The following is a 23,915-nucleotide window of genomic DNA, read 5'->3' on the forward strand; positions in this document are numbered from 1 at the left end:
AGCCCGCAATGGCCGGCATTCTCGATTCAGTCGATCAGCGCACCCGCTTGGTGGGCCAGAACCGGCTGGAAATCCTCATGTTCCGCCTGTCCGGGCGCCAACGGTTCGCCATCAACGTGTTCAAGGTGCAGGAGGTCGTCCAGCTGCCGAAGATGACGCTCATGCCGCATCGTCACAGCTCGGTTTGCGGAGTGGTCAACCTGCGCGGCCAGACGCTGCCGGTGATTGACCTGTCGCGCGCCATCGGCCTGCGCCCGCTGGTGCCGGACGAGCGCAGCACCATCATCGTCACCGAGTACAACCGCACGGTGCAGGCCTTCCTGGTCGGCGGCGTCGACCGCATCCTCAATCTGAACTGGGAGGAAGTGCTGCCGCCGCCGGGAACCGCCGGACGCCAGCACTACCTCACTGCGATCACCAAGGTCGACGACGAGCTGGTCGAGGTAATCGACGTCGAGAAGGTCCTGGCCGAGATCGTCCCTTACAGCACCAGCATTTCCGCTGATCGCCTGGCCGATCCGCTGCTCGAACGGGCGCGCGGCCGTGAGGTGTTGTGCGTCGACGATTCCAGCGTCGCCCTGGCGCAGCTGCGTGAAACGCTGACCCAGCTCGGCCTGACGATCCATACCGCCAGCGACGGCCTCAAGGGCCTGAATCAGCTCAAGGCCTGGGCCGACGCCGGCGAGGTGCTGACCGACAAGCTGCTGATGGTCTTCACCGATGCCGAAATGCCGGAGATGGATGGCTACCGGCTGACCACCGAGATCCGCCAGGACCCGCGCATGCGCGATCTCTATGTGGTGCTGCACACCTCGCTGTCGGGCAGTTTCAACCAGGCGATGGTGCAGAAGGTCGGTTGCGACAACTTCCTCTCAAAGTTCCAGCCGGAGAAGCTGGTCGACGTGATCCGCGAGCGTCTGCAGCGCGACGAACTGGCCTGATTCGCTCTGCTATGCTGCTGCGCTTTCCGCTCGCTGGAGGCGCAGCATGCACCTGTCCTCGCTGTACCGTTTCCCCCTCAAATCTGCCGCCGGCGAATCGCTACAGCGCTGCGCCAGCGACTCCCTCGGCCTGATCGGCGATCGCCGCTGGATGGTGGTCGCGGCCGGTACCGGGCGCTTCCTCACCCAGCGCGCGGTGCCGCGCATGGCGTTGCTGCGTGCGCATTGGCAGGGCGATACGGCGTTGCAGCTGGCGGCGCCGGGCATGCCCGAGCTGCTGGTGAGCGTGCCGGGTGACCAGCTGATGCGCTGTGTGCAGGTCTGGAACAACCACCCGGTGGTGCCGGATGCCGGTGAAGCCGCGGCTGCCTGGCTGTCGGAGTTTCTCGGCCAGGCCTGCCGTCTGGTCTACCTGCCGGAGGATTACGGCATCCAGGTCGACCTCGACTATGCACGACTCGGCGAGAACACGGCCTTCAGCGACGGTTTCCCCTTTCTGCTGATCGGCCAGGCCTCGCTCGACGACCTCTGCGCGCGGGTCGGCCGGCCGCTGGAAATGCTGCGCTTTCGCCCGAACCTGGTGGTCGCCGGCGCCGCGCCCTATGCCGAGGATGACTGGAAGCGCATCCGCATCGGTGCGCTGACCTTCCGCGTGGCCAAACCCTGCTCGCGCTGCGCGATTCCGACCATCGACCTGCACACCGCCGAGCGCAGCGCCGACAGTGAGCCGCTGGCGACACTGCTGGGCTATCGCAAACGGGCGGGCGGTGTGTTCTTCGGCCAGAACCTGATCGCCGAAGGCAGGGGGCTGCTCGAAGTGGGCATGCCGGTGGAAATTCTCGAGTGATCCGGCCGGGGCGGCACTTGCCGCCGCCCCGGCATCGCCTCACTGATTCTCGAAATAGCGCTCGTGCCACTCCACCAGCGGCTGCGGCGCGTTGAGCTTCTGCCCGTAGATCACCGAGTAGGTGAGCACGTTCTGCACGTACTGGCGGGTTTCGTCGAACGGAATGTTTTCCACCCAGACATCGAACGACAGGTGCCCGGCATCGCGCAGCCACTGCCGTACGCGGCCGGGGCCGGCGTTGTAGGCGGCCGAGGCCAGCACGCGATTGCCGTTGAACTGCGCGTAGATCTGGCTGAGATACGCCGCGCCGAGCTGGATGTTGACGTTCGGGTTGAGCACCTGCTGCGGCGAGGACAGCGGAATGCCGAAGCGCCGCGCGGTTTCCTTGGCCGTGGCGGGCATCAGCTGCATCAGCCCGCTGGCGCCGACGTGCGAACGCGCATCGGCCATGAACGCGCTTTCCTGGCGGGTGATGGCGAACACCCAGCTCGGATGGATTTCCCGTGCCTTCGCCGCGTTGACCAGCGTGCTGCGGTGCGCCATCGGGAAGCGGATGTCGAGGTCGTCCCAGTACTGTGCCTGGCTGATGCTGCGGATCGCCGGGAAATACCAGCCCATCTCGTAGGCCAGTCGCGCCTGGGCCACCAGCTCGTCGCGGCTGAACAGCCGACTGACGTGATACCACTCGCGGCGGCCATCGACGATCTGCCCACGTGCGTGGAATTCCAGCGCGCGGCGGATGCCGGCGGTGTTGCGGACCTTCTGCACCAGCTTCGGCGGCAAGGCCAGCGGCTGGTGGTTGAGCTTGTACGGCGCCTGGATGCGATCGGCCGAGAGGAAGCCATAGAAGTCGCGCTCGGCGGCAACCGGCTGGTACAGCGAGATCGCCTGCGGACTCTGCGGCTTGGCCAGCTCCAGGCTGCGCGCCCGCCAGTAGCGCCAGCGGTTGCTCTTGGCCAGCTCGTCAGGGAAACGCTGAGTCAGGGCGTAGGCATCCTCCCAGCGGCCCAGACGCAGCAGCAGGCGCGCGCGCCATTCGCTGACGGTGTTGTCGCGCAGCTCCGGGTCGTACTCGGCCATCACCTGCAGCGCGCGGCTGTCGAAACGCTTGGCCAGCGTCAGGCCGATCTGCCGGGCGATCGCCACCTTCTCTTCGGCGGAGAAGGCGTGACGCCGGGCATAGCCGTCGAGCAAGGCCAGCGCCTTCTCCGGGTCCTGGCGGGCGAGGCGGCGCAGGCCGATGGCGACCACGTCGGCCATGGCCGGATGGCCGCCGGAAAAACGCTCGGTCTGGCTCAGCATCTGCGGCTTCTGCGCGACCTCGACGAGCAGCTCGCCGTGGCCGCGCAGGCTCGACAGGTTCTTGCTGAGGAAGCTGGCCAGTCCGTAGTTGCCGGTCTCCACCGCGAGCTTGGTGCGTTTCCAGCGGCGTTCCTCGGTGAGCCCGCCCTTGGCGGTCCATTGCGTGAACAGCACGTCGCAGGCTTCGGGCTGCGATTTGCCGACCAGCCAGAGGCGCTCGGCGGTAGCATCGCCTTCGGGCAGGCCGCGGCCGAGCTGATACTGGCCGAACAGGCAGTCCAGCTCGGTGAAGTTCAGCTTCGGATCGTAGTACTTGAGGAACGTGGGCCAGTCGCCGCGCGCTGCCAGAAGACGCAGCCAGCGCAGTTTCATCCAGCTGATCTGCGGCAGGTCGCCGTGTTCGGCAAGAAATTTCTCGATTTCCGCGGTGCTCGCGGTCTTGAGTCGGGCGGTCAGCTCGTCGTAGGCCAGGTACGGTTCCAGCGGATAGTCGCGCAGTGCGCTGGCGTGGCGCCGGTACGGCGCGCTGTCGCCCTTGGCGAGGGCGCGCTTGGCTTCATCGTAGAGCTGGCGCTGCTGGGCCAGGCTGGCGGCCGAGACATCCATGGCCAGCGCTGAAAAACACAGGCAGAACAGCAGGTTGGAGAGTCGACTGCGCATGAGACTTCCGGGAAGAGGCGGGTGTATTACCGCGCTAGCTTAGCCTGCCGGGGCGGTCAGTTAAATGCGCTTTGGACGAGTGCCGGGAACTATTGCGCGGCGTCTGGCCGGGGCGTGCGCGAGCCGCTCCCGATCTGCCGTTGGAACGGGCGTATCCGCGGTCCACAGGCGCGCATCTGCTAGACTGCGCGCCCTGTTTTCCGGAGGTAGTCATGACCCTGCTCAAGTTCACCGATGTATCCCTGGCCTATGGCACCACGCCGCTGCTCGACGGCGTGTCCTGGCAGATCGCGCGGGGTGAGCGGGTCTGCATCATCGGCCGCAACGGCACGGGCAAGTCGAGCATGCTGCGCCTGGTCAAGGGCGACCGCAGCGCCGATGACGGCGAGATCTGGCGCGCGCCAGGTCTGAAGATCGGCGAGCTGCCGCAGGAGCTGCCGCGCGCCGACGACCGTACGGTGTTCGATGTCGTCGCCGAGGGGCTGGAAGGTGTCGGCGAACTGCTGGCCGAGTACCACCACCTCAGCATGAACATCCAGGACCAGGACGATCTCGACAAGCTGATGCACGTGCAACAGGCGCTGGAAGCGAAGGATGGCTGGCGCCTGCAGCAGCTGGTCGAAAGCACCCTGAGCCGCCTGCAACTGCCGGCCGACCGAACCCTGGCCGAGCTTTCCGGTGGCTGGCGGCGGCGCGTGCTGCTGGCCCAGGCGCTGGTTTCCGAGCCCGACCTGCTGCTGCTTGACGAGCCGACCAACCATCTGGATATCGGCGCCATCGCCTGGCTGGAAGAGGCGCTGACCGGCTTCAACGGCGCGGTGCTGTTCATCACCCACGACCGGGCCTTCCTGCAGAATCTGGCCACGCGCATCCTCGAACTCGATCGTGGCCATCTGATCGACTGGAACGGCGACTACGCCAGTTTCCTGGTGCACAAGGAGCAGCAGCTGGCGGCAGAGGAAACCGCGAACGCGCTGTTCGACAAGAAGCTGGCCCAGGAAGAAGTCTGGATTCGCCAGGGCATCAAGGCGCGCCGCACCCGTAACGAGGGCCGCGTGCGCGAGCTGAAGGCGCTGCGCGTCGAGCGCAGTCAGCGCCGCGAGCGTCAGGGCAAGGCGAGCTTCCAGCTGGAAAGCGCGGACAAGTCCGGCAAGCAGGTGATCGCCGCCGAGCAGGTGAGCTTCGCCCATCCGGGTGGCGAGCCGCTGATCCGCGATTTCTCCATGGTCGTGCAGCGCGGCGACCGTATCGGCCTGCTTGGCGCCAACGGCACCGGCAAGACCACACTGCTCAAACTGCTACTCGGCGAGCTGCAGCCGACCGCGGGCAGCATCGAGATCGGCACCAAGCTCGAAGTGGCGTATTTCGACCAATTGCGTCACCAGCTGGAGCTGGAAAAGACGGTGATCGACAACCTCGCCGAGGGGCGCGAATTCATCACCATCGACGGACAGAACCGCCACGTGCTGAGCTACCTCGGCGACTTCCTGTTCAGCCCGCAACGTGCGCGCACGCCGGTCAAGGCGCTGTCGGGGGGCGAGCGGGCACGCCTCTTGCTCGCCAAGCTGTTCAGCAAGCCGGCCAACCTGCTGGTGCTGGACGAGCCGACCAACGACCTCGACGTCGAGACGCTCGAGCTGCTCGAAGAGGTGCTGCTGGGCTTCCCGGGCACGGTGCTGATGGTCAGCCACGACCGGGCCTTCCTCGACAACGTGGTGACCAGCACGCTGGTGTTCCAGGGCAACGGCGAGGTGCGCGAGTACGTCGGCGGTTATCAGGACTGGCTGCGTCAGGGTGGTTCGCCACGCCTGCTTGGGGTGGGTGAAGCCGCCGAAAGCAAGGCCAGCGCCCAGCCGCGGACGGAGCCTGCGCCTGTGGCACCGGCGGTTGCCGAACCGGCACCGACGAAGAAGAAGCTCAGCTACAAGTTGCAGCGCGAGCTCGAGGCGCTGCCGGGGCAGATCGACGCAGCGGAGCAGGCTATCGCGGCGTTGCAGGCGCAGGTGTCCGATCCGGCGTTTTACCAGCAGCCAGCCGAGGTAACGGGCGCGGCACTGGCGCGCCTGGAAGCAGTGCAGCAGGAGCTCGATCAGCTGCTGGAGCGCTGGGCTGAGCTGGAGGACTGAAACGGCCTCCACGGGCGCCGGTCGTGCTTGAAGATGTCCGCAGCGCGCAGCGGGCTTCCTGAGGTGGATCAATACCTTACGGAAGCCTGCTGGTTAAGTTCGCTGCGGTTTGCAGTCATGACGATGGAGCATTGATGGCTATTGAATACCGCATCACCCTGGATGATGAGCACGATTTCAGTTACCGGATCGAACTGGATCGCGCCTACGACAAGGAAGCTGCCGCGCGGGCACCGAAGTGGACACGCCTGGAGCATCAGCGTTGCAGCAATTGCCCGTTGAGTCAGAACGAATTCAGCCATTGCCCGGCGGCGGTCGACCTGCACCGGGTCATCGAAGACTTCCAGGGCCTGCCGGCGATCCAGAAGGCGCTGGTCTGGGTACGCACACCAGAACGCGAATACACCAAGCTGGTCGGTCTCGAAGAGGGCTTGCGGGCGCTGCTCGGGGTGATCATGGCCACCAGCGCCTGTCCGGTACTCGGTCGGCTCAAGCCGATGGCCCAACAGCACCTGCCGTTCGCCAGCAACCGCGAGTTCGTGCTACGGGCGGTGTCGCTGTACCTGGCCCGTCAGTATTTCAACCTGCGTGAAGGGCGGCATGCGGACTGGGAGCTGCGCGGGCTGGTGCGTTCGTTCCAGCAGCTGCAGCTGGTCAATCAGGCGTTCTGGCAGCGGATCGTCGATACCTGCGAGGGCGACTGCAACCTCAAGGCGTTCCTCAGCTTCTTCTCGATGGCTTCCAGCCTGACCTACTCGCTGGAAACCCAGCTGCAGAAAATCCGCCCGCTGGTGATGAGCGCCGGCGAGGGGGCCGAAGCGCTCTGAGCGGGACTCGGCCCGCTCAGGCCGACTCGATCAGTCGACTTTCTTCAGGCGCACCGCGAGCACATCGCACGGCGCGCCGTGCAGGATGTCGTTGGCAGTCGAACCGAGTAGCAGCGCCAGACCGTGGCGGCCGTGGCTGCCAACGACGATCAGGTCGCACTGCTGTTCCTTGGCCAGCCGGTGTACTTCCTGACGCGGCTGACCGTAGGCCAGGTGGCGCTGTTCCGGCGTGAGGCTGGGATAGATATCGGCGAAGCCGTCCATCCGTTCGCGGGCCTGGTCGAACTGCTGCTGTTGCAGCATCGACAGGTCCATCGGCACGTCGCCGCCGAAGGCCATCGCCATCGGCTCGATGATATGCACCAGCGTCAGCGTGGCGCCGGTAGTGGTGGCCAGGGCCTGGGCTCGCGCGACTACCGCGTGACACTCGTCGGTCAGGTCGACGGCGACCAGAATGTGCTGGTAGGGCATGATGACTCCTCCTGAGCGGGTCGGCCTGGGCAGTTCGATGGGCCGACGGGGTTGGCATTGAACCGATGTATTGAAGGGTTTATACGGCGTTGCCGATGGCTTCGCCAGTGCCCGTTGCGCCGCTCAGGGCGCGCCGGGCTGTTATGATGCTGCGTCGCGCCAGCCGGTCGGTCCGGCCGGCTCACCGAGAGAATTCCGATGTCGATGCCATACACCGATTATTCCCTGGCCTGGGCCGTCTACGGCGTGGCCGCGCTGGGCTGTCTGCTGGTCTGGTTCCGCGCGACGCGCTGGATGTGGCGCTGGCTGCGCGAGCCGTTGCGGCTGCTGGCGGCGATCCTGCTGCTGACGCCGACTATCGTCGATCCTGCCAAGGAACTCTTCGCCCCCGCCGTGGCCATTACCGCAATGGACGTGTTGCTCAAGGTCGGCAACAACGCCTGGCGCGCGGTTGCCGATCTGGCGTTGTACGGCCTGATCGCGTTCGCCCTGTATCTGCTGCTGGTGGCCATCCGCTGGCCGCTGGAGCGGCGCAAGCGCGCCGCCAGGCAGACGACCGCCGCGGCCGATGATGATCCGCGTACCCTGCGCGAGCGCATGGCCGACGACGAGGATGACGACTATTTTCCGCAGCCGGGTCGCCGGGTGCGGACCGAACCGCGCCTGTAATACCTTCGCGTTTTCACGGGGAATCAACCTATGTGCGAATTGCTCGGCATGAGCGCCAATGTCCCCACCGATATCGTCTTCAGTTTTACCGGACTCATGCAGCGCGGCGGCCGGACCGGCCCGCACAAGGATGGCTGGGGCATCGCCTTCTACGAAGGGCGCGGCCTGCGGCTGTTCCAGGACCCGGTGGCCAGCTGCGAGTCGGAAGTGGCGAAGATGGTCCAGCACTATCTGATCAAGAGCGAGGTGGTGATCGGCCACATCCGCCATGCCAATGTCGGCAGGGTCACGCTGGCCAACACCCATCCGTTCATGCGCGAGCTGTGGGGGCAGTACTGGTGCTTCGCGCATAACGGTCAACTGAGCGATTTCGAGCCCTCGGGCAGCTTCTACCGGGCGGTCGGCGAGACGGACAGCGAGGCGGCGTTCTGCGATCTGCTCAACCGTATCCGCTCCGACTTCCCCGAGCGCGTCGAGGCCGAGGCGTTGCTGCCGACGCTGCTGGCGGCCTGCCGGCATTACCGCAGCAAGGGCGTGTTCAACTGCCTGCTGAGCAACGGCGAATGGCTGTTCAGCTTCTGCAGTACCAAGCTGGCGCAGATCACCCGGCGCGCGCCGTTCGGCCCGGCGCAGCTGAAGGATGCCGAGCTGACGGTGGACTTCCAGGCCGAGACCACGCCGCGCGACGTGGTGACCGTGCTCGCCACCGAGCCGTTGACCGACAACGAATGCTGGACCATCCACGACCCTGGGCAGTGGAGCCTGTGGCGGCGTGGCGAGTGCGTCGCGCAGGGGCGGGACGCCGCATGCTGAGGAGCTATCTGCGCCTGTTGGTGTTCGCCTTCGGCCTGCTGGTCGGCGTGCAGGTGCCGGGCTTCATCGACGCCTACGCGCAACGCGTCGAGGCGCATCGGCAGGAGGCGCAGCGCGGCCTGCAGGGCTTTCGCGATACCGCGCAGCGCTTCTTCGACGGCGATCTGAATGCGCTGGTCGAGCACTACCGTGCCAGCGACGATGCGGTGATCCAGAGCGATGCACGCAGCCTGGAGGCGCTGGTGCAGCGCATGCGCCTGCTGGATCGCGAATGGCAGGCCATGCAGCAGCCCTGGTTCGTGCGCAGCTGGCACGTGCTGCTCGGTGCCGACCCCGAACTGCGCCGGGAAACCCTCGCCGGCTACCGCTACCAGGTGCTGCTGGCACCGGAGGCGATTGCCTGGGGGCTGGGCTGCGCGCTGCTGCTGGCCTGGCTGGTGGAAAGCGTCTTGCTCGCTCTGAGCTTTCCGCTGCGTCAGCGTCGGCGTCGCCACCGGCTGTATCGCTGAGCGGGCGCGTCGTTTCGCGACCCGCCCCGGCGTCAGCCCGGATTCATTTGGCGAGAAAGCGCATGCCGTCTTCCAGCCCGCTCAGGGTCAGCGGATACATGCGGTCTTCCACTAGCTCGCGGATGATGCTGGTGGACGATGTGTAGCCCCAGGTGTCCTTCGGGTACGGGTTGATCCAGATGAGCTTCCGGTATTTCTCCATGAAGCGCTGCATCCACACGTAACCGGCTTCCTCGTTCCAATGCTCGACGCTGCCGCCCGGCTGGGTGACCTCGTAGGGCGCCATCGCCGCGTCGCCGACGAACACTACTTTGTAGTCCGGGCCGTACTTGTGCAGCAGGTCGAGCGTGGAGGTGCGCTCCGAGGTTCGGCGGAAGTTGTTCTTCCACACCGACTCGTAGATGAAGTTGTGGAAGTAGAAGAACTCCAGATTCTTGAACTCGGTGCGGCAGGCCGAGAACAGCTCCTCGCAGACCTTGACGTGCGCGTCCATCGAGCCGCCGATATCCATCAGCAACAGCAGTTTGACCGCGTTGCGTCGTTCGGGACGCATCTGAATGTTGAGCAGGCCGGCGTCGCGCGCGGTGTGGTCGATGGTGCCGTCGATGTCCAGTTCTTCCGCCGCGCCCTGGCGGGCGAACTTGCGCAGGCGGCGCAGGGCGATCTTGATGTTGCGCGTGCCCAGCTCGACCTGGTCGTCGAGGTTCTTGTACTCGCGCTGGTCCCAGACCTTGACCGCCTTGCCCTGACGCTTGCCGGCATCGCCGATGCGGATTCCTTCCGGGTTGTAGCCGCCCGAGCCGAACGGGCTGGTGCCGCCGGTGCCGATCCACTTGTTGCCGCCGGAGTGCTTTTCCTTCTGCTCCTCCAGGCGCTTCTTGAATTCCTCAATCAGTTTGTCCAGTCCGCCGAGCGACTGAATCTGCGCGCGCTCCTCGTCGGTCAGGCTGCGCTCGAATTCCTTGCGCAACCATTCTTCGGGAATCAGCGCTTCCAGATGCTGGTCGAGGTTCTGCAGGCCGTTGAAGTAGGCGCCGAAGGCCCGGTCGAACTTGTCGAAGTGGCGCTCGTCCTTGACCATCACGGTGCGCGCGAGGAAGTAGAACTCGTCCATGTCGGCGAACACCACGCGGTGTTTGAGGGCGTCGATCAGGTCGAGCAGTTCACGCACCGAGACGGGAACCTTGGCGGCACGCATTTCGTTGAACAGGCCAAGCAACATGGCAGAACCTCAGGCGCGCACTTGGCGGCGCGCGATGGCGATGGGGTTAAAGGTCACGGTCGTGCTGGGGCAGGCCGTCGCGAATCTCGTACCAGTCGGCCTTGGAGCCGACGAAGATGTGCGATTGCGCAGGTACCGGCAGCGGCGAGTCGAGCGTGCCAGCGGCGACGCCGACCTCGTGCTCGCGGTTGTCGACGAACAACAGGTTGGAGCCGCAGCGGATGCAGAAGGTACGCGTCACGTGTTCGGAGGAGTGGTAGACGCCCAGCTGATCCTTGCCGGACATGAAGTGGAAGGCCTCCAGCGGCACGCTCGCGTAGGTGGCGAAGGCGGCGCCATGGGCCTTGCGGCACATCTTGCAGTGGCAGTGGGTCAGTGCGTCGATGGGGGCGTCGATGCGATAGCGCACGACGCCACACAGGCAACTACCGGTATGCGTTTGCATGGTTTCTTCCTCCAGTGAGTGCACGGCCGGCTCCACCGGAAACCGGCGTCGATCAGCGGCTGTTGGCGCGTCGGCTCATGAAGGCTAGACGCTCGAGCAGCATCACGTCCTGCTCGTTCTTGACCAGCGCGCCGGCCAGCGGCGGAATGGCCCGCGTCGGGTCGCGCTCGCGCAGCACAGCTTCGCCGATGTTGTCGGCCATCAGCAGCTTCAGCCAGTCGACCAGCTCGGAGGTCGAGGGTTTCTTCTTCAGCCCCGGCACCTTGCGTACATCGAAGAACACGTCCAGCGCCTCGCTGACCAGCTCCTTCTTGATGTTCGGGTAGTGCACGTCGACGATCCGCTGCAGCGTCTCGCGATCCGGAAAGGCGATGTAGTGGAAGAAGCAGCGACGCAGGAAGGCGTCGGGCAGCTCCTTCTCGTTGTTCGAGGTAATGATGATGATCGGCCGCTGGGTGGCTTTGATCGTCTCGTTGGTCTCGTAAACGTAGAACTCCATCTTGTCGAGTTCCTGCAACAGGTCGTTGGGGAACTCGATGTCGGCCTTGTCGATCTCGTCGATCAGCAGGATGACCCGTTCCTCGCTCTCGAAGGCCTCCCACAGCTTGCCTTTCTTGATGTAGTTCTTCACGTCGTGGACCTTGTCCACGCCCAGCTGCGAGTCACGCAGGCGGCTCACCGCATCGTATTCGTAGAGGCCCTGATGCGCCTTGGTGGTGGACTTGATGTGCCAGGTGATGAGCTTGGCGCCGAAGGATTCGGCCAGCTGCTCGGCGAGCATGGTCTTACCGGTGCCCGGTTCGCCCTTGACCAGCAGCGGACGCTGCAGGGTGATGGCGGCGTTGACGGCGAGCTTGAGGTCGTCGGTGGCGACGTACGACTGGGTACCTTCGAATTTCATCGCGGATTCCTTGGGCCGGCCTGGCACGCAGGCGCTTGGTGTGGAATGAAAGAGCCCGACTATAAGTGATGGGCCGTCGCCTGTGAACGCGAGGGGATTATTCAGTCACTGAATGATCGTTGCTGCGGATTTCGGCCAGATTCAGCGTTCGTCGTTTGAGGAGCGCTCGAAGCGGGCGTTGAACGCTTCGACGAAGGCGTTGCGCAGGATGGCGATGAACGCCTGGAACGGGCTGACGTCGGCATTGCGTGTGCTGCCGGACAGCTCGATGCGCGTGGCGAACTGGTCCTCGCGCTGGTTCTGCAGCGCTTCCTGGCCGCCGCCGACCACCGCTTCCCAGAGTCCGCGCAGCAGGCTCTTGTCTTCGTTTTCCACATCCTGTTCGAGATCGAACACATCGACATTGCGAAACAGCGGCTTGATGTAGCCGTTCAGCCGACCGTCGGTGGCTTGCACCTCGACGACCAGATCGCCGCTGCCGCCGGCAAAATCGAACTTGCCGTAGGCGCGGCTGAAGTCGTTCAGCTGTTTGAGCTCGATGTTGGTGGCGCGCAGGTTCAGCTCGAAGTCTTCCCATTCGGTGAACGGGTCGAAACGCGCGGTGGCTTCTATGGGCGAGCGGTTGAACAGCTTGCCGGTGCCTTCGAACGTCGCGACCCGACGCCCCTGCGCGTCGGCGGTATTGGTCAGGTTGTACAGCGTGGCGTTGATACCGCTGACGTAGACGTGCACCGGCGGTTCGGCGGTGAAGTTGCGAAACGACAGCTGGCCCTCGATCACGCGGATTTCATTCATCGTGATCGGCAGCAGCGCGTCCAGCTGGTCGCGCCAGTCGACGCCTTCGCCGGTCTGCGACTCGCCTTTGTCGCCACCGTCGACGAAGTTCAGCGTCGGCCGCTCGAATTCCACCTCGCCGACCACCGCGTGCGCGTGCCACAGCGCGCGCCAGCTGATGGCGATATCGATGCCGGGCACGGTGAACAGCGGCGCCTGCACCCGCTTGTCCTTCTTCTCGATCAGCAGCCCCTCGATGCGGTAGGCACCGCGCCACCAGGCCAGGTCGACATCGTCCACCTGGCCGCGGTACTCGCCCATGTCGGCCAGGTTCTGGTTGAGGTAGTGGCGCACCAGTGGCGGCAGCGCCAGGTGCAGCAGCACCAGCAGCGTGGCGAGGACGAGCAGCAGCCACAGTGGCAAATAGCGTCGTTTCATGGCGATCCGGTAGCGCGGTCTGTCCAAAATGGACCGCCGGCCCGCGCGGCGAGTTCGGCTGGACGACGCGCGGGAGTGCGCATAGGCTTTCGGGCCTTGGTTTTCTTTCGCGCAGGGACAGACTGATGAGCCGCATCTACGCCGACAACGCACGCTCCATCGGCAACACGCCGCTGGTGATGATCAACCGCCTGGGCCCCAAGGGCGTGAGCATCCTGGCCAAGATCGAAGGCCGCAACCCGGGCTATTCGGTCAAGTGCCGGATCGGTGCCGGAATGATCTGGGACGCTGAGGAGACCGGCCGTCTCAAGCCGGGCATGACCATCGTCGAGCCGACCTCCGGCAACACCGGCATCGGCCTGGCCTTCGTCGCCGCTGCGCGTGGCTACAAGCTGATGCTGACCATGCCGGCGTCCATGAGTCTGGAGCGGCGCAAGGTGCTCAAGGCGCTCGGCGCCGAGCTGGTGCTGACCGAGCCGGCGCTCGGCATGAAGGGTGCGATCGACAAGGCCACCGAGATTGCCGCGTCCGATCCCGAACGCTACTTCCTGCCGCAGCAGTTCGAGAACCCGTCGAACCCGGGCATTCATGAGCGCACCACCGGTCCGGAAATCTGGAACGACACCGATGGCGGCGTCGATGTGCTGGTCGCTGGCGTGGGCACCGGCGGCACCATCACCGGCGTTTCGCGCTACATCAAGAACACCAAGGGCAAGCAGATCGTCAGCGTGGCGGTCGAGCCGACCAGCTCGCCGGTGATCACCCAGGCCCTGGCCGGGGAGGAGATCAAGCCGAGCCCGCACAAGATCCAGGGCATCGGCGCCGGGTTCGTGCCGAAGAACCTCGATCTGTCGCTGATCGACCGCGTAGAGCTGGTGGATGACGAGGAGGCCAAGAACATGGCCCTGCGTTTGATGCGCGAGGAAGGCATCCTCTGTGGCATCTCCTGCGGCGCGGCGATGGCAGCCGCCGTGCGGCTGGCCGAGCGGCCGGAAATGCAGGGCAAGAACATCGTGGTGATCCTGCCGGACTCGGGTGAGCGCTACCTGTCGACCATGCTGTTCGCCGACCTGTTCAGCGAGCAGGAGCTGGTGCAGTAACTTCCGCGACGGGCTTGGGGCGCACCTGCTTGCGTCCGCAGGCTCGCCCGACGGGCACTCATGTCCGTCCATCCGTGACAGGCACCGGTTGCGCCGGTGCCTGCTTCAGGACCAGCCACAACGCCAGCGCGATCAGCGCGCCACCATAAACGTAGGCCCACGACAGCGGTTCGCCGAGCAGCAATGCGCCCCAGAAGACACCGAACGGCGGAATGATGAAGGTGACGGTCAGGGTCTTGACCGGGCCGATATCGGCGAGCAGGCGGAAATACAGGATGTAGGCGAAGGCCGTGCAGACCACGCCGAGGCCTATCAGGCTCAACCACACGGAGCCTCCGCCCCAGCTCGCCGGCGGCGCCTGCAGCAGCGATAAGCCGAACAGCGGAAGCAGGCAGAGCGTGGCACCGGCCTGGCTGCCGAACGCCACCAGTTCGCTGCTGAGGCCGCCGTGATGGTTGATCCAGCGCCGTGTAAGAAAACCTCCGAGTCCGTAGCAGGCGGTCGCGCCCAGGCAGGCGAGGGCGCCGATCAAAAGATCGGCATCGAATGACACCGGCCCGGTACGCGTCAGCACCATCACGCCGGCCAATCCGCAGAGCACCCCGACCACCTTGGCCAGCGTCAGCTCCTCGGCGAAAAACAGCGCGCCGATGAGCACGCCCATCAGCGGCGTCGTCGCATTGAAGATCGCCGAATAGCCGGCCGGCAGCAGCTGAGCGGCGAGCGCGTACAAAGCGAAGGGAACGCCCGAATTGATCACCCCGAGCAGCAGGCACAGCCCGAGCTTGCCGCGGAAGTCCCAGCGTGTGCGCCACACCAGCAGGATCACCAGCAGCCCGAGAGTGGCCAGCACAACGCGGAAGAAGGCGGTGGGAAAGGTCCCGAGCACCGGGGCGATCACCCGCATGAACAGGAAGCTGGCACCCCAGATGGCGGCCAGGCTGATGAGGCGGAACAGGTCGATGGCTCGCATGTGGCGCTCCTGTCGCGGAGCGGCAAGTGTTGTCGGTGCCCACGCAGCCGGCAAGCCGGAAAACGACTTTCAAAGCCGGTGCCGGACGGTCGGCCGACTTTCCTTGCGTGGGGGCACTGGCTAAGCTCGCCATTCCTTCCTCGCCGCAGAGACTCCCCATGGAGCAGCAACCGGCTACCGAAATCGCCCGGCAGATACTGCTGGGCTTCGACGACTACCGCGAGCAGTTCCGCCTGATTACCGAGGGCGCGCGTGCGCGCTTCGAGCAGGCGCAGTGGCAGGAGGCGCAACAGGCCTCGGCGGCGCGGATCGCGCTTTATGAGCAGAAGGTCAGCGAAACCCACCACCGCCTGCTGGCGAGTTTCCCCAAGGAGCCGCTGCTGCAGGTCGAGTACTGGCCGCAGATCAAGAGCGCCTACATCGAGCAGATCAACCCACGCTTCGACGATGAGCTGTCCGAAACCTGGTACAACTCGATCTTCTGCCGGCTGTTCAGCCACGACTGCATCAGCGACGGCACCATGTTCGTCCATACCACCCGCCCGTCGGCGCAAGCCCGCCAGCGGGTGGCGCAAACGCGAAAGTATTTGCCCAAGGGCGATCTGACCGGCGCGCTGGAGCAGATTCTCGACGACTTCGCCTTCGCCGTGCCCTATGCCGACCGTGCGGGCGACCTGACGCGGCTGCAGGGGCAGCTCTGCGACTCGCTGCCGGACTGGGTGTGCAAGGACCCCGAGCTGACCATCGAGCTGTTCGCTTCGGTGCTCTACCGCAACAAGGGCGCCTACCTGATCGGCCGCATCTTCACGCGTGACGAGCAGTGGCCGCTGGCGATCCCGCTGCTGCACCGTGAGGGCAAGGGCATCGTCGCCGATGCGCTGATCACCGACGAGGCGGAGGTGTCGATCATCTTCTCCTTCACGCGCTCGTACTTCATGGTCGAGGTGCCGATTCCGCTGGAATTCATCGGCTTCCTCAAGCGCATCCTGCCCGGCAAGCACATCGCCGAGCTGTACACCTCGATCGGCTTCTACAAGCAGGGCAAGTCGGAGTTCTACCGCGCGCTGATCAACCACCTGGCCGGCACGGACGACCGTTTCATCATGGCGCCCGGCGTGCGCGGCATGGTGATGAGCGTGTTCACCCTGCCGGGCTTCAACACCGTGTTCAAGGTCATCAAGGATCGCTTCTCGCCGATCAAGAGCGTCGACCGCGCCACCGTGATCGAGAAGTACCGGCTGGTGAAGAACGTCGACCGGGTAGGGCGCATGGCCGATACCCAGGAGTTCGCCGATTTCCGCTTCCCCGTCTCCAAGTTTGATCCCGACTGCCTGGCCGAGCTGCTGGAGGTTGCGCCGTCCACCGTGCAGGTGCACGGCGACACGGTGCTGGTGCGGCACTGTTGGACCGAGCGACGCATGACGCCGCTGAACCTCTACCTGGAAAATGCCAGCGAACAGCAGTGCATCGAAGTGCTGGAGGACTACGGACTGGCGATCAAGCAACTGGCGGCGGCGAATATCTTTCCCGGCGACATGCTGCTGAAGAACTTCGGCGTCACCCGCCACGGCCGCGTGGTGTTCTACGACTACGACGAAATCTGCTTTCTCACCGAGGTGAACTTCCGGCACATCCCGCCGCCGCGCTACCCGGAGGATGAGATGGCCTCCGAACCCTGGTATTCGGTCGGCCCCAACGACGTGTTTCCCGAGGAGTTTCCACGCTTTCTCTTCACCGATCCGGCGTTGCGTCGCCTGTTCGCACGGCTGCACGGCAACCTGTACGACGCCGATTACTGGAAGGGTCTGCAGGCGGCCATTCGCGCCGGCAAGGTGATCGACGTGTTCCCGTATCGCCGCAAGGGTGAGCGCTACTGAGACGGGTGCCGGCTAGCGATCCGGTGAACCCCTGCGCGCGAGGAGCGGTCGCAACTATCAGGAGGTGCCGCTCAGGAGGTGCCGCTCAGGAGACGCGGCTCATGCGTGGCCGAGGAGCGCCGCTTGCGTTACGAGGCGGGCAATCGGCCCCGAGTTGGATTACGCTGTTGATGAAGCCGGCATGGCTCCGATGTGGCCCGTTACCAAGCAGGAGGGTTCGACCATGAACGCAAGGCTCAGAGAAATGTGCTGGAAGCTGGCTGTTACGCTCGGGCTGGTCGAGCCGCCGCGCATGCAGCCCATCCCCATCCGCGCGGAACGCGACCCCGCCGCACAACGGCGCCGGTAAGCCGATAGCGCAACCGTCAGCCCTACTGTGACGGTTGCGCCGGTCCGCCGCGTTCGGTGGCACGTTTATAGGCCGGGCGCTGGCGGATGCGCTGGAGAAAATCCATCAGACGTGGACGGCTGGCGTCCAGGCCGGCTCGGGCCTGCGCTGCCTCCAGCGGAAAACTCATCTGAATGTCGGCGGCGCTGAACGCGTCGCCGGCAAACCACTTCGTCTGTTCCAGTGCCGCTTCCATGTGATCCAGATGCGTTTTCAGCTGCGGCCCGATGAACGCCGAGTGCGCGCCTTTGGCGATGGCGCGTGCCACCGGCCGCACGAAGAACGGTAGCGGCCCCTCGGCGATCCGGTCGAAGACCAGCTTGAGCAGCAGCGGTGGCATCGCCGAGCCTTCGGCATAGTGCATCCAGTAGCGAAAGCGCAGGTGCTCGGCGCTGCCGCTGGGCGGCATCAGGCGGCCATTGCCGTAGCGCTCCAGCAGGTATTCGAGAATCGCCGCCGACTCGGCGAGCGTCAGCTCGCCGTCGGTCACCACCGGCGATTTGCCCAGGGGATGTACGGCCTTCAACTCCGGCGGAGCGAGCATGGTTTTCGGATCGCGCGCATAGCGTTCGACTTCGTAGAGCAGCTCCAGCTCTTCCAGTAGCCACAGAACGCGGTGCGAGCGCGAATGCTCCAGATGATGGACAGTGATCATGGTGTTTCCTCGTGACGACCCGCGGCAAGCATAGACGGCCTGCGCCGAACGGCTCGCTATGGCAGACTGCTCCGCCGAGGTGAAGCCATGTCCCGACCCCGCTGTCCGCGCTGCCAGCGCCCCCTGATGCAGTGCCTGTGTGCGCTGATTCCGTCGCTCGAGAGCCGAACGCACGTGCTGATCCTGCAGCACACGAGCGAGGCTGGGCACGCGCTCAATACCGCGCGGTTGGCGGCGCTCGGGCTGCATAACGCGCAGTTGCTGGTCGGCGAGCGCTTCGATGAACCGTGCGACGACGGCCGCCCCACTTATCTGCTGTTTCCCGGCGAGGATGCGCTTGCGCTGGACAGTCTGGCTGGCCGCGCGGAGGCGGTGCGCCTCATCGTGCCGGACGGCACCTGGCGCAAGGCGCGCAAGCTGCTGCATGTGAATCCCTGGCTGGCGGCCCTGCCGCGAGTGGCGCTGCCGCCTGGGCAGCCGTCGCGCTATCGCCTGCGCAAGGCGCCGTCCGCCGATGCGCTGTCGACCATCGAGGCGGTGACCTGTGCGCTGAACGGCCTGGAGGGCACCACGCGTTTCGAGGCGCTGCTGCGACCGTTCGAGGCGTTGATCGAAGGGCAGATCGCGGCGATGGGGGAGGAGGTCTATCGCCGCAACCACGAGCGCTGACAGCCTTGTGAGCACTGTTAGCGCATAGGCTGCCTCGCCCTTCAACAGCCGGTTAGCGCTCGCGTAGCGCCTCGTAACGGGCCTTGAGCACCGGCTTGAGCATGTAGTCGAGCACGCTCTTCTGCCCGGTGATGATGTCCACTGTGGCGACCATGCCGGGGATGATGACCAGCGGACGCTCGGGCGAACCCAGGAAGTTCTTTTCGGTGCGCACCTGGATCAGGTAGAAGCTGCGGCCTTCGCGATCGGTGATGGTGTCCGCGCTGATCAGCTCCAGGTTCGCCTTCAGGCCACCGTAGATGGTGTAGTCATAGGCGCTGAACTTCACCATCGCGCGCTGGCCCGGATGCAGGAAGGCGATGTCCTGCGGGCGTACGCGCGCTTCGATCAGCAGGTTGTCTTCCAGCGGGACGATCTCCAGCAGGTTGCTGCCCGGTTGCACCACGCCGCCGATGGTATTCACGTTCAGCTGCTTGATGACGCCATGCACCGGCGAGACGACGGAGGTGCGGCTGACGCGGTCCTGAATCGCCACGCTGGTGGCGGTGATCTTCTGCAGGTGCGTGCGCGCCTCGTTCAGTTCCTTGAAGGCCTCGGCACGGAAAGCCAGCTCGGACTGCTCGATGCGGCTCTGGATTTCCTTGGTGGCCGCCTCGGCGCGCGGCAGGGCGAGGGTGGTGGCATCCAGCGCGCCGCGTACGTCCACCATGCTGCGGCGCAGGCGCAGGATTTCCACTTCCGATACCGCGCCGGCCGCAACCAGCGGGCTGGACATGTTCAGTTCCTGCTGGATCAGCCCGAGGCTGGAACGATACTGCTGCTGCTTGGAGCGAAATTCCGCCACTTCCTGCTGCTTCTGCGCCAGTTGCTCGCGCAGGATGCTCTGCTCGCTCTGCAGGCGCTGCTGGCGTGACTGATAGAGCGCCATCTGATCCTCGGCCAGCTGTGGCTGAGCGCGGGTGATCGCCTCCGAGAGCACCAGTGGCGTGCCTTCGGCCTCCGCGGTGAGCCGCTCGACATGCGCCTGCAAGGCGAGGCGCTCGACTTCCGACTCCTCCTGGTTGGAGAGAAAACGGGTGTCGTCCAGGCGCAGCAGCATGTCGCCCTTGTTCACCACCTGACCCTCGCGCACGAAGATTTCCGCGACGATGCCGCCTTCGAGGTTCTGGATCGTCTGCACCTTGCTCGACGGAATGGCCTTGCCCTCGCCGGTGGTGACTTCGTCGAGCACGGCGAAATGCGCCCAGGTCAGCGCGGCGGCGATCAGCAATGCCACCAGCCATACCGTCAGCCGGCTGATCCACGGCGAATCCTCGAGGATCGCGCCCTGTAGCGCCGGCATGAACTCGGCGTCCTGCCGCGTTCGAGCGGTGCCGGGGAAGTAGACCCAGGGAAAGAACCTCATGCCAAAACTCCCACAGACAGAACACAGGGATACTGCATGGCACAGACCGTCATACCGACGCCTGACCGATATGGCCTTTGCGCAGCGCCTCGATCACCGCAGCCTTGGGGCCATCGGCGACGACGCGGCCGTGGTCCAGCACGACCAGCCGCTCGACCAAGCTCAGCATGGACATGCGGTGGGTGATCAGCAGCAGCGTCTTGCCGTTCGCCCAGGCCTGCAGGTGCTGGCGCAGGGTGTCTTCGGTGCTGTTATCCAGCGCACTGGTCGGCTCGTCGAACAGCAGGATCGGTGGATCGAGCAGCAGCGCGCGCGCCATCAGCACCATCTGCCGCTGGCCGCCGGAAAGCAGCTGTCCGCGCTCGCCCACCGGGCGGTCGAAACCCAGCGGATGCTGGCGCGCCAGTTCGTGCGCGCCGGTCAGCTGAGCGACCTCGAGCATGCGTTCGTCGCTGACGTAATGCGCGCCGAGCGTGAGGTTGTCGCGCAGGCTGCCGGCCAGCAGTGGCATGTCATGGGAGACATAACCGATCTGGCTGCGCAGGTCGGCGACGTCGATCTGCCGCAGATCCAGCCCGTCGAGCAGGATCTGCCCCTCGGTGGGCGTGTGCAGGCCCATGATCAGGCGCGCCAGGGTGCTCTTGCCCGAACCGCTGCGCCCGATGATCGCGACCCGCTCGCCGGGGGCGATGCGCAGGTTGATGCCACGCAGCGACGGCGTATCCAGGCCGGGATAGGTGAAGTTGAGCTGCTGGATATCCAGCGCGCCCTTGAGGCGGGTGCGCTCCAGCGGGCGCTGCTTGTCCCTTCGCTCCTGCGGCAGGGCCATCAGCGCATCGGTGCTCTTCATGGTCAGCCGCGCCTGTTGCAGACGGGTGATCAGGCTGGCGATCTGCCCGAGCGGCGACAGCACGCGGCTGCCGAGCATGTAGCAGGCGACCAGTGCGCCGACGCTGAGCTGGCCGGCGATGATCAGGTAAACGCCGCCGACGATGGTCGCCATGCCGGCGAACTGCTGCAGGAACAGCGTGCCGTTGATGGCCACGGCGGACAGCAGGCGGGCGTCGCTGTCCAGCCGGGTGAGCGCGCCGTGGGTGGTTTCCCAGCGGTGCTGGCGCTCGCTTTCGGCCCCGCAGGCTTTCAGCGTTTCCAGTCCACCGAGGGTTTCCACCAGCAGCGCCTGGCGTTCGGCTGCCAGCGTCAGGCTGCGGCGCACGGTGTCGCGCAGGCGTGTCTGGATGATGAAGGCGAACAGCGCGGTGATTGGGAAGGCGAGCAGCGGGATCACCACCAGCCAGCCGCCGATCAGGCCGATCACCAAGATGATCAGCAGGGCGAAGGGCAGGTCGATCAGGCTCGTCAGCGTGACCGCGGTGAGGAAGTCCCGCAGCCCCTGGAAGTCATGAATTCTCTGTGCGAAGCCGCCGACGGTGGCCGGCCGGGCGCTCATGTTCATGCCGGTGATGCGCTCGAATAGCGTGGCCGAGAGCACCATGTCGGTCTTCTTGCCGGCGGTATCCAGCAGATGCGCGCGCAGCACGCGCAGCAGCAGCTCGAACGAAGTGCCGATGAACAGGCCGATCGCCAGTACCCAGAGCGTGGCGGTGGCCTGGTTGGGCACCACGCGGTCATAGGTCTGCATGACGAACAGCGGCACCATCAGACCGAGCACGTTGATTAGCAGCGACGCCAGCATCGCATCGGCATACAGCCAGCGCGACAGCTTGAGCGTATCGCGAAACCACGCGTGCACCCGCGGCAGCAGCGGGCTGCGCGCCTCTTCGAGTTCATGTTGCGGGCGGGCGAAGAACGCGTAGCCGCCGTACTCGGCCTGCAGGGCGGCGACCTCGACCCATTCCTCACCGCCGTCGGCCTCGCATGGCAGGATCAGCGCCTTGCCGTTGTCGCCCCACTTGCTGAGCACGGCGCTGGTGCCGTCGCGCAGTAGCAGCAGCACCGGCAGGTTGAGCGGATTGATTGCCGTCAGCTCGCGCTTGAGCACACGCCCCTGCAACCCCGCGCGCGCCGCGGCGCGGGGTAGCAGGGCCGCCGACAGGCGCTGCTCGGGCATCGGCAAGCCAGCGCTAAGGCTGGCGCGGCTGGCGACGCAACCGTGTTGCCGACACAGGATCAGCAGGCCATCCAGCAACGGATCGTCATGACTGAGCCGCGGATCGGTCGAAGGTGCTACCCGCTCCATCGTGGTCAAGTTGCGTACTCCAGTCGAACGATCAGCGCAGATCAGGCAGTTGCGCCTCGCTTCTCACTTCCGTGAGCGCGGTGGCTTCGGTTGGAGCCACGACGTTCTTCATCCGCAGCAGATCACCCATCGCGGCGACCACGCGGTACATCGAGTACTCCTCGGTGTAGCGCACGTCGGTGTAGCGACGGTTGGCGGTGAACAGCTCGTTTTCGCTGTCCAGCAGGTCGAGCAGCGTGCGCTGCCCGAGGCCGAATTGCTGCTGGTAGGCCTGGCGGACGTTGCTGGTGTAGTCGGCGTACTCGCGTGCCTTGGGCGTTTGCAGGCGGGCGTTTTCCATCGCGTTCCACGCCAGCGAGAGGTTCTCGTTCAACTGGCGCAAGGCGTTGTTGCGGATATCCATGGCTTGGTTGATCTGGTGCGAGGTGGCACGCAGGCGGGCCTTGTCGCGATTGCCGTTGAACAGGTTGTAGTTCATCACCACGGCGGCCCGCCACTTGTTGTAGTGGCCTTCCTCGCCGCTGATGTTGTCATTGGCCATCGTCGCCAGCTCGACATCGAAGCGCGGATAGAACGGCGACTTGGCGATCTCGTACTGTTTCTCCGCGGCCTGCACATCGGCCTGCGCGGATTTCAGGTAGGGGTTGTTCTCGACCACCCGCTGCCTGGCTTCCAGCACATTGCCCGGCATCTCGCCACGCAGCGATGGTGGCGCTTCCAGCTCATCGGGCATGCGACCGACCACGCTGATGAAGTTGGCTTCGGCGTCGGCGAGGTTGACCTGTTCGGTATACAGGTTGTTCTCGGCCAGCGCGCGACGGGCCTCTGACTGGTCGGAGTCGGCGCTACTGCCGACGCCGCGCTGACGGCGCAGGCCGATCTGATCGTTGATTCGCAGGTGCGTTTTCAGGTTGTTCTCGGCCAGCGCCACCATCTCGCGGCGCTTGAGCACATCCAGGTAAACCTGGACGGTGCGCAGCGCCAGGCTTTCCGTGGTTCCCAGCACCTGATAGGCGCGCGCGTTGACGACGGCCTCGGTGCGATCGACTTCATTCGGCGTGTTGAAACCGTCGAACAGCATCTGGCGCAGACGCAGCTCCGCGTTACGCGCGTTGAGTGTTTCGGAGTGATCGCCGCCGATGCGTGTGCTCGGGCTGTCGGTGTTCTCCCGGCCGTAGCCCAGCAGCATGTCGACAGTCGGCAGGTAGCCGCCCTTGGCCATCTTCGCCTGTTCATCAGCCGTCAGCCGGCTGTTGATGTCCGCGCGTAGCTCGGGGTGATTGGTCAGCGTGCTCTGAATGGCTTCCGTGAGATTCATGGCCTGCGACTCGGAACAGGCCATAGCAATCAGCATCGCGCTCCAGAGGGGGGTCAGTCTACGCATTTTTCGAGCCCTACCTGTTGAGTAAATGAAGCAGGTGATCGATAAGTTGTAACTATCGATCGTTGTTTCGTTTTGTGATTAATTCCACATTCCTGATTTCAGTATATGCAGAACGAAAAAAGGTTTGGTTATGAAAAATTTTCCTATAAAAAAAATTCTGATAGCAATTTGATATGCATCCTAGCCCCCGTAAAACGGGGCATGCATTGATATGGGTCATTGTCGGGATTTCTTTTGGAGATAGCGTGAAAGCATGAAAAGCGGTGCTACGGTATTAATTGAATTCGTTTAAATCGAGGTAGTCGTTAATCTGCGAAGA

Annotated in this window: 22 protein-coding genes; 11 read left to right on the plus strand and 11 right to left on the minus strand. The window is 64.9% G+C overall.

Features of this window, described 5'->3' with window-relative positions; genetic code table 11:
- Positions 1–8 precede the first annotated feature (8 nt).
- Positions 9–941, plus strand: coding sequence for a chemotaxis protein CheV (locus tag AC0ZJQ_RS07130; RefSeq protein WP_314020250.1), 933 nt, complete (start codon positions 9–11; stop codon positions 939–941).
- 46 nt (positions 942–987) lie between these two features.
- Entirely contained in the window at positions 988–1,788 is an 801-nt protein-coding gene (locus AC0ZJQ_RS07135; RefSeq protein WP_167138138.1) for an MOSC domain-containing protein, read from the plus strand.
- A gap of 39 nt (positions 1,789–1,827) precedes the next feature.
- On the opposite strand, the gene AC0ZJQ_RS07140 is transcribed toward AC0ZJQ_RS07135, so the two are convergent.
- Positions 1,828–3,750, minus strand: a complete 1,923-nt coding sequence (locus AC0ZJQ_RS07140; protein ID WP_476477586.1) for a transglycosylase SLT domain-containing protein — start codon at positions 3,748–3,750, stop codon at positions 1,828–1,830.
- Positions 3,751–3,962: 212 nt separating this feature from the next.
- On the opposite strand from AC0ZJQ_RS07140, the gene AC0ZJQ_RS07145 reads away from it, so the two are divergent.
- Together AC0ZJQ_RS07145 and AC0ZJQ_RS07150 are read left to right on the plus strand one after the other, a co-directional pair.
- Complete coding sequence (locus tag AC0ZJQ_RS07145) at positions 3,963–5,876, plus strand: ATP-binding cassette domain-containing protein (RefSeq protein ID WP_476477587.1); 1,914 nt, start codon at positions 3,963–3,965, stop codon at positions 5,874–5,876.
- A 134-nt stretch (positions 5,877–6,010) separates the two neighbouring features.
- Positions 6,011–6,703 carry a DUF6901 family protein gene (locus tag AC0ZJQ_RS07150; protein WP_008566958.1) on the plus strand — a complete coding sequence of 231 codons (693 nt, stop codon included), beginning with the start codon at positions 6,011–6,013 and terminating at the stop codon, positions 6,701–6,703.
- A gap of 30 nt (positions 6,704–6,733) precedes the next feature.
- On the opposite strand, the gene AC0ZJQ_RS07155 is transcribed toward AC0ZJQ_RS07150, so the two are convergent.
- On the minus strand, positions 6,734–7,174 hold the full coding sequence (locus AC0ZJQ_RS07155; RefSeq protein WP_008566959.1) for a universal stress protein: 441 nt from the start codon (positions 7,172–7,174) through the stop codon (positions 6,734–6,736).
- A 198-nt stretch (positions 7,175–7,372) separates the two neighbouring features.
- Here AC0ZJQ_RS07155 and AC0ZJQ_RS07160 point away from each other — a divergent pair, with 198 nt between their 5' ends.
- The 3 genes from AC0ZJQ_RS07160 to AC0ZJQ_RS07170 are packed head-to-tail and all read left to right on the plus strand — an operon-like array spanning position 7,373 to position 9,165.
- Entirely contained in the window at positions 7,373–7,843 is a 471-nt protein-coding gene (locus tag AC0ZJQ_RS07160) for an MFS transporter (protein WP_301620165.1), read from the plus strand.
- A 30-nt stretch (positions 7,844–7,873) separates the two neighbouring features.
- On the plus strand, positions 7,874–8,656 hold the full coding sequence (locus AC0ZJQ_RS07165) for a class II glutamine amidotransferase (protein WP_155553187.1): 783 nt from the start codon (positions 7,874–7,876) through the stop codon (positions 8,654–8,656).
- Positions 8,650–9,165: a DUF2937 family protein gene (locus AC0ZJQ_RS07170; RefSeq protein WP_155553189.1), complete on the plus strand. Its 516-nt coding sequence runs from the start codon at positions 8,650–8,652 to the stop codon at positions 9,163–9,165. The genes AC0ZJQ_RS07165 and AC0ZJQ_RS07170 overlap by 7 nt, the downstream gene beginning before the upstream one ends.
- A gap of 43 nt (positions 9,166–9,208) precedes the next feature.
- Here the strand turns inward: AC0ZJQ_RS07170 and AC0ZJQ_RS07175 are convergent, their stop codons facing one another.
- The 4 genes from AC0ZJQ_RS07175 to AC0ZJQ_RS07190 all read right to left on the minus strand — a co-directional run bounded on the left by AC0ZJQ_RS07175 (position 9,209) and on the right by AC0ZJQ_RS07190 (position 12,945).
- Positions 9,209–10,387, minus strand: a complete 1,179-nt coding sequence (locus AC0ZJQ_RS07175) for a vWA domain-containing protein (protein WP_008566963.1) — start codon at positions 10,385–10,387, stop codon at positions 9,209–9,211.
- Positions 10,388–10,433: 46 nt separating this feature from the next.
- A complete protein-coding gene (locus AC0ZJQ_RS07180; RefSeq protein ID WP_008566965.1) occupies positions 10,434–10,832 on the minus strand; it encodes a GFA family protein in 399 nt (132 codons plus the stop codon).
- 52 nt (positions 10,833–10,884) lie between these two features.
- Positions 10,885–11,733: an AAA family ATPase gene (locus AC0ZJQ_RS07185; RefSeq protein ID WP_102829368.1), complete on the minus strand. Its 849-nt coding sequence runs from the start codon at positions 11,731–11,733 to the stop codon at positions 10,885–10,887.
- Positions 11,734–11,874: 141 nt separating this feature from the next.
- A complete protein-coding gene (locus tag AC0ZJQ_RS07190) occupies positions 11,875–12,945 on the minus strand; it encodes a DUF748 domain-containing protein (RefSeq protein WP_476477588.1) in 1,071 nt (356 codons plus the stop codon).
- A 125-nt stretch (positions 12,946–13,070) separates the two neighbouring features.
- On the opposite strand from AC0ZJQ_RS07190, the gene cysK reads away from it, so the two are divergent.
- Complete coding sequence (gene cysK / locus AC0ZJQ_RS07195; protein ID WP_008566970.1) at positions 13,071–14,045, plus strand: cysteine synthase A; 975 nt, start codon at positions 13,071–13,073, stop codon at positions 14,043–14,045.
- 58 nt (positions 14,046–14,103) lie between these two features.
- On the opposite strand, the gene AC0ZJQ_RS07200 is transcribed toward cysK, so the two are convergent.
- Entirely contained in the window at positions 14,104–15,018 is a 915-nt protein-coding gene (locus AC0ZJQ_RS07200; protein ID WP_165594923.1) for a DMT family transporter, read from the minus strand.
- Between the two features lie 158 nt (positions 15,019–15,176).
- Between AC0ZJQ_RS07200 and aceK the strand changes: the two genes are divergently transcribed.
- Positions 15,177–16,895 carry a bifunctional isocitrate dehydrogenase kinase/phosphatase gene (gene aceK / locus AC0ZJQ_RS07205; RefSeq protein WP_476477589.1) on the plus strand — a complete coding sequence of 573 codons (1,719 nt, stop codon included), beginning with the start codon at positions 15,177–15,179 and terminating at the stop codon, positions 16,893–16,895.
- A gap of 223 nt (positions 16,896–17,118) precedes the next feature.
- Entirely contained in the window at positions 17,119–17,244 is a 126-nt protein-coding gene (locus AC0ZJQ_RS07210; protein ID WP_306047907.1) for a PA1414 family protein, read from the plus strand.
- Positions 17,245–17,266: 22 nt separating this feature from the next.
- Here AC0ZJQ_RS07210 and AC0ZJQ_RS07215 read toward each other — a convergent pair whose 3' ends face one another.
- A complete protein-coding gene (locus AC0ZJQ_RS07215) occupies positions 17,267–17,938 on the minus strand; it encodes a glutathione S-transferase (protein WP_476477590.1) in 672 nt (223 codons plus the stop codon).
- A gap of 87 nt (positions 17,939–18,025) precedes the next feature.
- Between AC0ZJQ_RS07215 and AC0ZJQ_RS07220 the strand changes: the two genes are divergently transcribed.
- Positions 18,026–18,607 carry a tRNA-uridine aminocarboxypropyltransferase gene (locus AC0ZJQ_RS07220; RefSeq protein WP_476477591.1) on the plus strand — a complete coding sequence of 194 codons (582 nt, stop codon included), beginning with the start codon at positions 18,026–18,028 and terminating at the stop codon, positions 18,605–18,607.
- 52 nt (positions 18,608–18,659) lie between these two features.
- Here the strand turns inward: AC0ZJQ_RS07220 and AC0ZJQ_RS07225 are convergent, their stop codons facing one another.
- The 3 genes from AC0ZJQ_RS07225 to AC0ZJQ_RS07235 are packed head-to-tail and all read right to left on the minus strand — an operon-like array spanning position 18,660 to position 23,596.
- The gene (locus AC0ZJQ_RS07225; protein ID WP_476477592.1) at positions 18,660–20,012 is read right to left on the minus strand and encodes an HlyD family type I secretion periplasmic adaptor subunit; all 1,353 of its coding nucleotides are present in this window, start codon (positions 20,010–20,012) and stop codon (positions 18,660–18,662) included.
- Positions 20,013–20,061: 49 nt separating this feature from the next.
- Positions 20,062–22,212 (minus strand): type I secretion system permease/ATPase, encoded by a 2,151-nt coding sequence (locus tag AC0ZJQ_RS07230; RefSeq protein ID WP_476477757.1) that lies wholly within the window; start codon positions 22,210–22,212, stop codon positions 20,062–20,064.
- 31 nt (positions 22,213–22,243) lie between these two features.
- Complete coding sequence (locus AC0ZJQ_RS07235; protein WP_102829375.1) at positions 22,244–23,596, minus strand: TolC family outer membrane protein; 1,353 nt, start codon at positions 23,594–23,596, stop codon at positions 22,244–22,246.
- Positions 23,597–23,915 lie beyond the last annotated feature (319 nt).

Source organism: Stutzerimonas sp. 21-1, from assembly GCF_056336065.1.

Excerpts from the sequence above, each read along its gene's own strand:
- AC0ZJQ_RS07175 (WP_008566963.1), bottom strand. The coding sequence starts at position 10,387 with ATGTTGCTTGGCCTGTTCAACGAAATGCGTGCCGCCAAGGTTCCCGTC.
- AC0ZJQ_RS07150 (WP_008566958.1), top strand. The coding sequence starts at position 6,011 with ATGGCTATTGAATACCGCATCACCCTGGATGATGAGCACGATTTCAGT.
- AC0ZJQ_RS07220 (WP_476477591.1), top strand. The coding sequence starts at position 18,026 with ATGTCCCGACCCCGCTGTCCGCGCTGCCAGCGCCCCCTGATGCAGTGC.
- AC0ZJQ_RS07145 (WP_476477587.1), top strand. The coding sequence starts at position 3,963 with ATGACCCTGCTCAAGTTCACCGATGTATCCCTGGCCTATGGCACCACG.
- aceK (WP_476477589.1), top strand. The coding sequence starts at position 15,177 with ATGGAGCAGCAACCGGCTACCGAAATCGCCCGGCAGATACTGCTGGGC.
- cysK (WP_008566970.1), top strand. The coding sequence starts at position 13,071 with ATGAGCCGCATCTACGCCGACAACGCACGCTCCATCGGCAACACGCCG.
- AC0ZJQ_RS07215 (WP_476477590.1), bottom strand. The coding sequence starts at position 17,938 with ATGATCACTGTCCATCATCTGGAGCATTCGCGCTCGCACCGCGTTCTG.
- AC0ZJQ_RS07165 (WP_155553187.1), top strand. The coding sequence starts at position 7,874 with ATGTGCGAATTGCTCGGCATGAGCGCCAATGTCCCCACCGATATCGTC.
- AC0ZJQ_RS07135 (WP_167138138.1), top strand. The coding sequence starts at position 988 with ATGCACCTGTCCTCGCTGTACCGTTTCCCCCTCAAATCTGCCGCCGGC.
- AC0ZJQ_RS07235 (WP_102829375.1), bottom strand. The coding sequence starts at position 23,596 with ATGCGTAGACTGACCCCCCTCTGGAGCGCGATGCTGATTGCTATGGCC.
- AC0ZJQ_RS07230 (WP_476477757.1), bottom strand. The coding sequence starts at position 22,212 with ATGGAGCGGGTAGCACCTTCGACCGATCCGCGGCTCAGTCATGACGAT.
- AC0ZJQ_RS07190 (WP_476477588.1), bottom strand. The coding sequence starts at position 12,945 with ATGAAACGACGCTATTTGCCACTGTGGCTGCTGCTCGTCCTCGCCACG.
- AC0ZJQ_RS07210 (WP_306047907.1), top strand. The coding sequence starts at position 17,119 with ATGAACGCAAGGCTCAGAGAAATGTGCTGGAAGCTGGCTGTTACGCTC.
- AC0ZJQ_RS07170 (WP_155553189.1), top strand. The coding sequence starts at position 8,650 with ATGCTGAGGAGCTATCTGCGCCTGTTGGTGTTCGCCTTCGGCCTGCTG.
- AC0ZJQ_RS07130 (WP_314020250.1), top strand. The coding sequence starts at position 9 with ATGGCCGGCATTCTCGATTCAGTCGATCAGCGCACCCGCTTGGTGGGC.
- AC0ZJQ_RS07155 (WP_008566959.1), bottom strand. The coding sequence starts at position 7,174 with ATGCCCTACCAGCACATTCTGGTCGCCGTCGACCTGACCGACGAGTGT.
- AC0ZJQ_RS07225 (WP_476477592.1), bottom strand. The coding sequence starts at position 20,012 with ATGAGGTTCTTTCCCTGGGTCTACTTCCCCGGCACCGCTCGAACGCGG.
- AC0ZJQ_RS07140 (WP_476477586.1), bottom strand. The coding sequence starts at position 3,750 with ATGCGCAGTCGACTCTCCAACCTGCTGTTCTGCCTGTGTTTTTCAGCG.
- AC0ZJQ_RS07200 (WP_165594923.1), bottom strand. The coding sequence starts at position 15,018 with ATGCGAGCCATCGACCTGTTCCGCCTCATCAGCCTGGCCGCCATCTGG.
- AC0ZJQ_RS07180 (WP_008566965.1), bottom strand. The coding sequence starts at position 10,832 with ATGCAAACGCATACCGGTAGTTGCCTGTGTGGCGTCGTGCGCTATCGC.
- AC0ZJQ_RS07185 (WP_102829368.1), bottom strand. The coding sequence starts at position 11,733 with ATGAAATTCGAAGGTACCCAGTCGTACGTCGCCACCGACGACCTCAAG.
- AC0ZJQ_RS07160 (WP_301620165.1), top strand. The coding sequence starts at position 7,373 with ATGTCGATGCCATACACCGATTATTCCCTGGCCTGGGCCGTCTACGGC.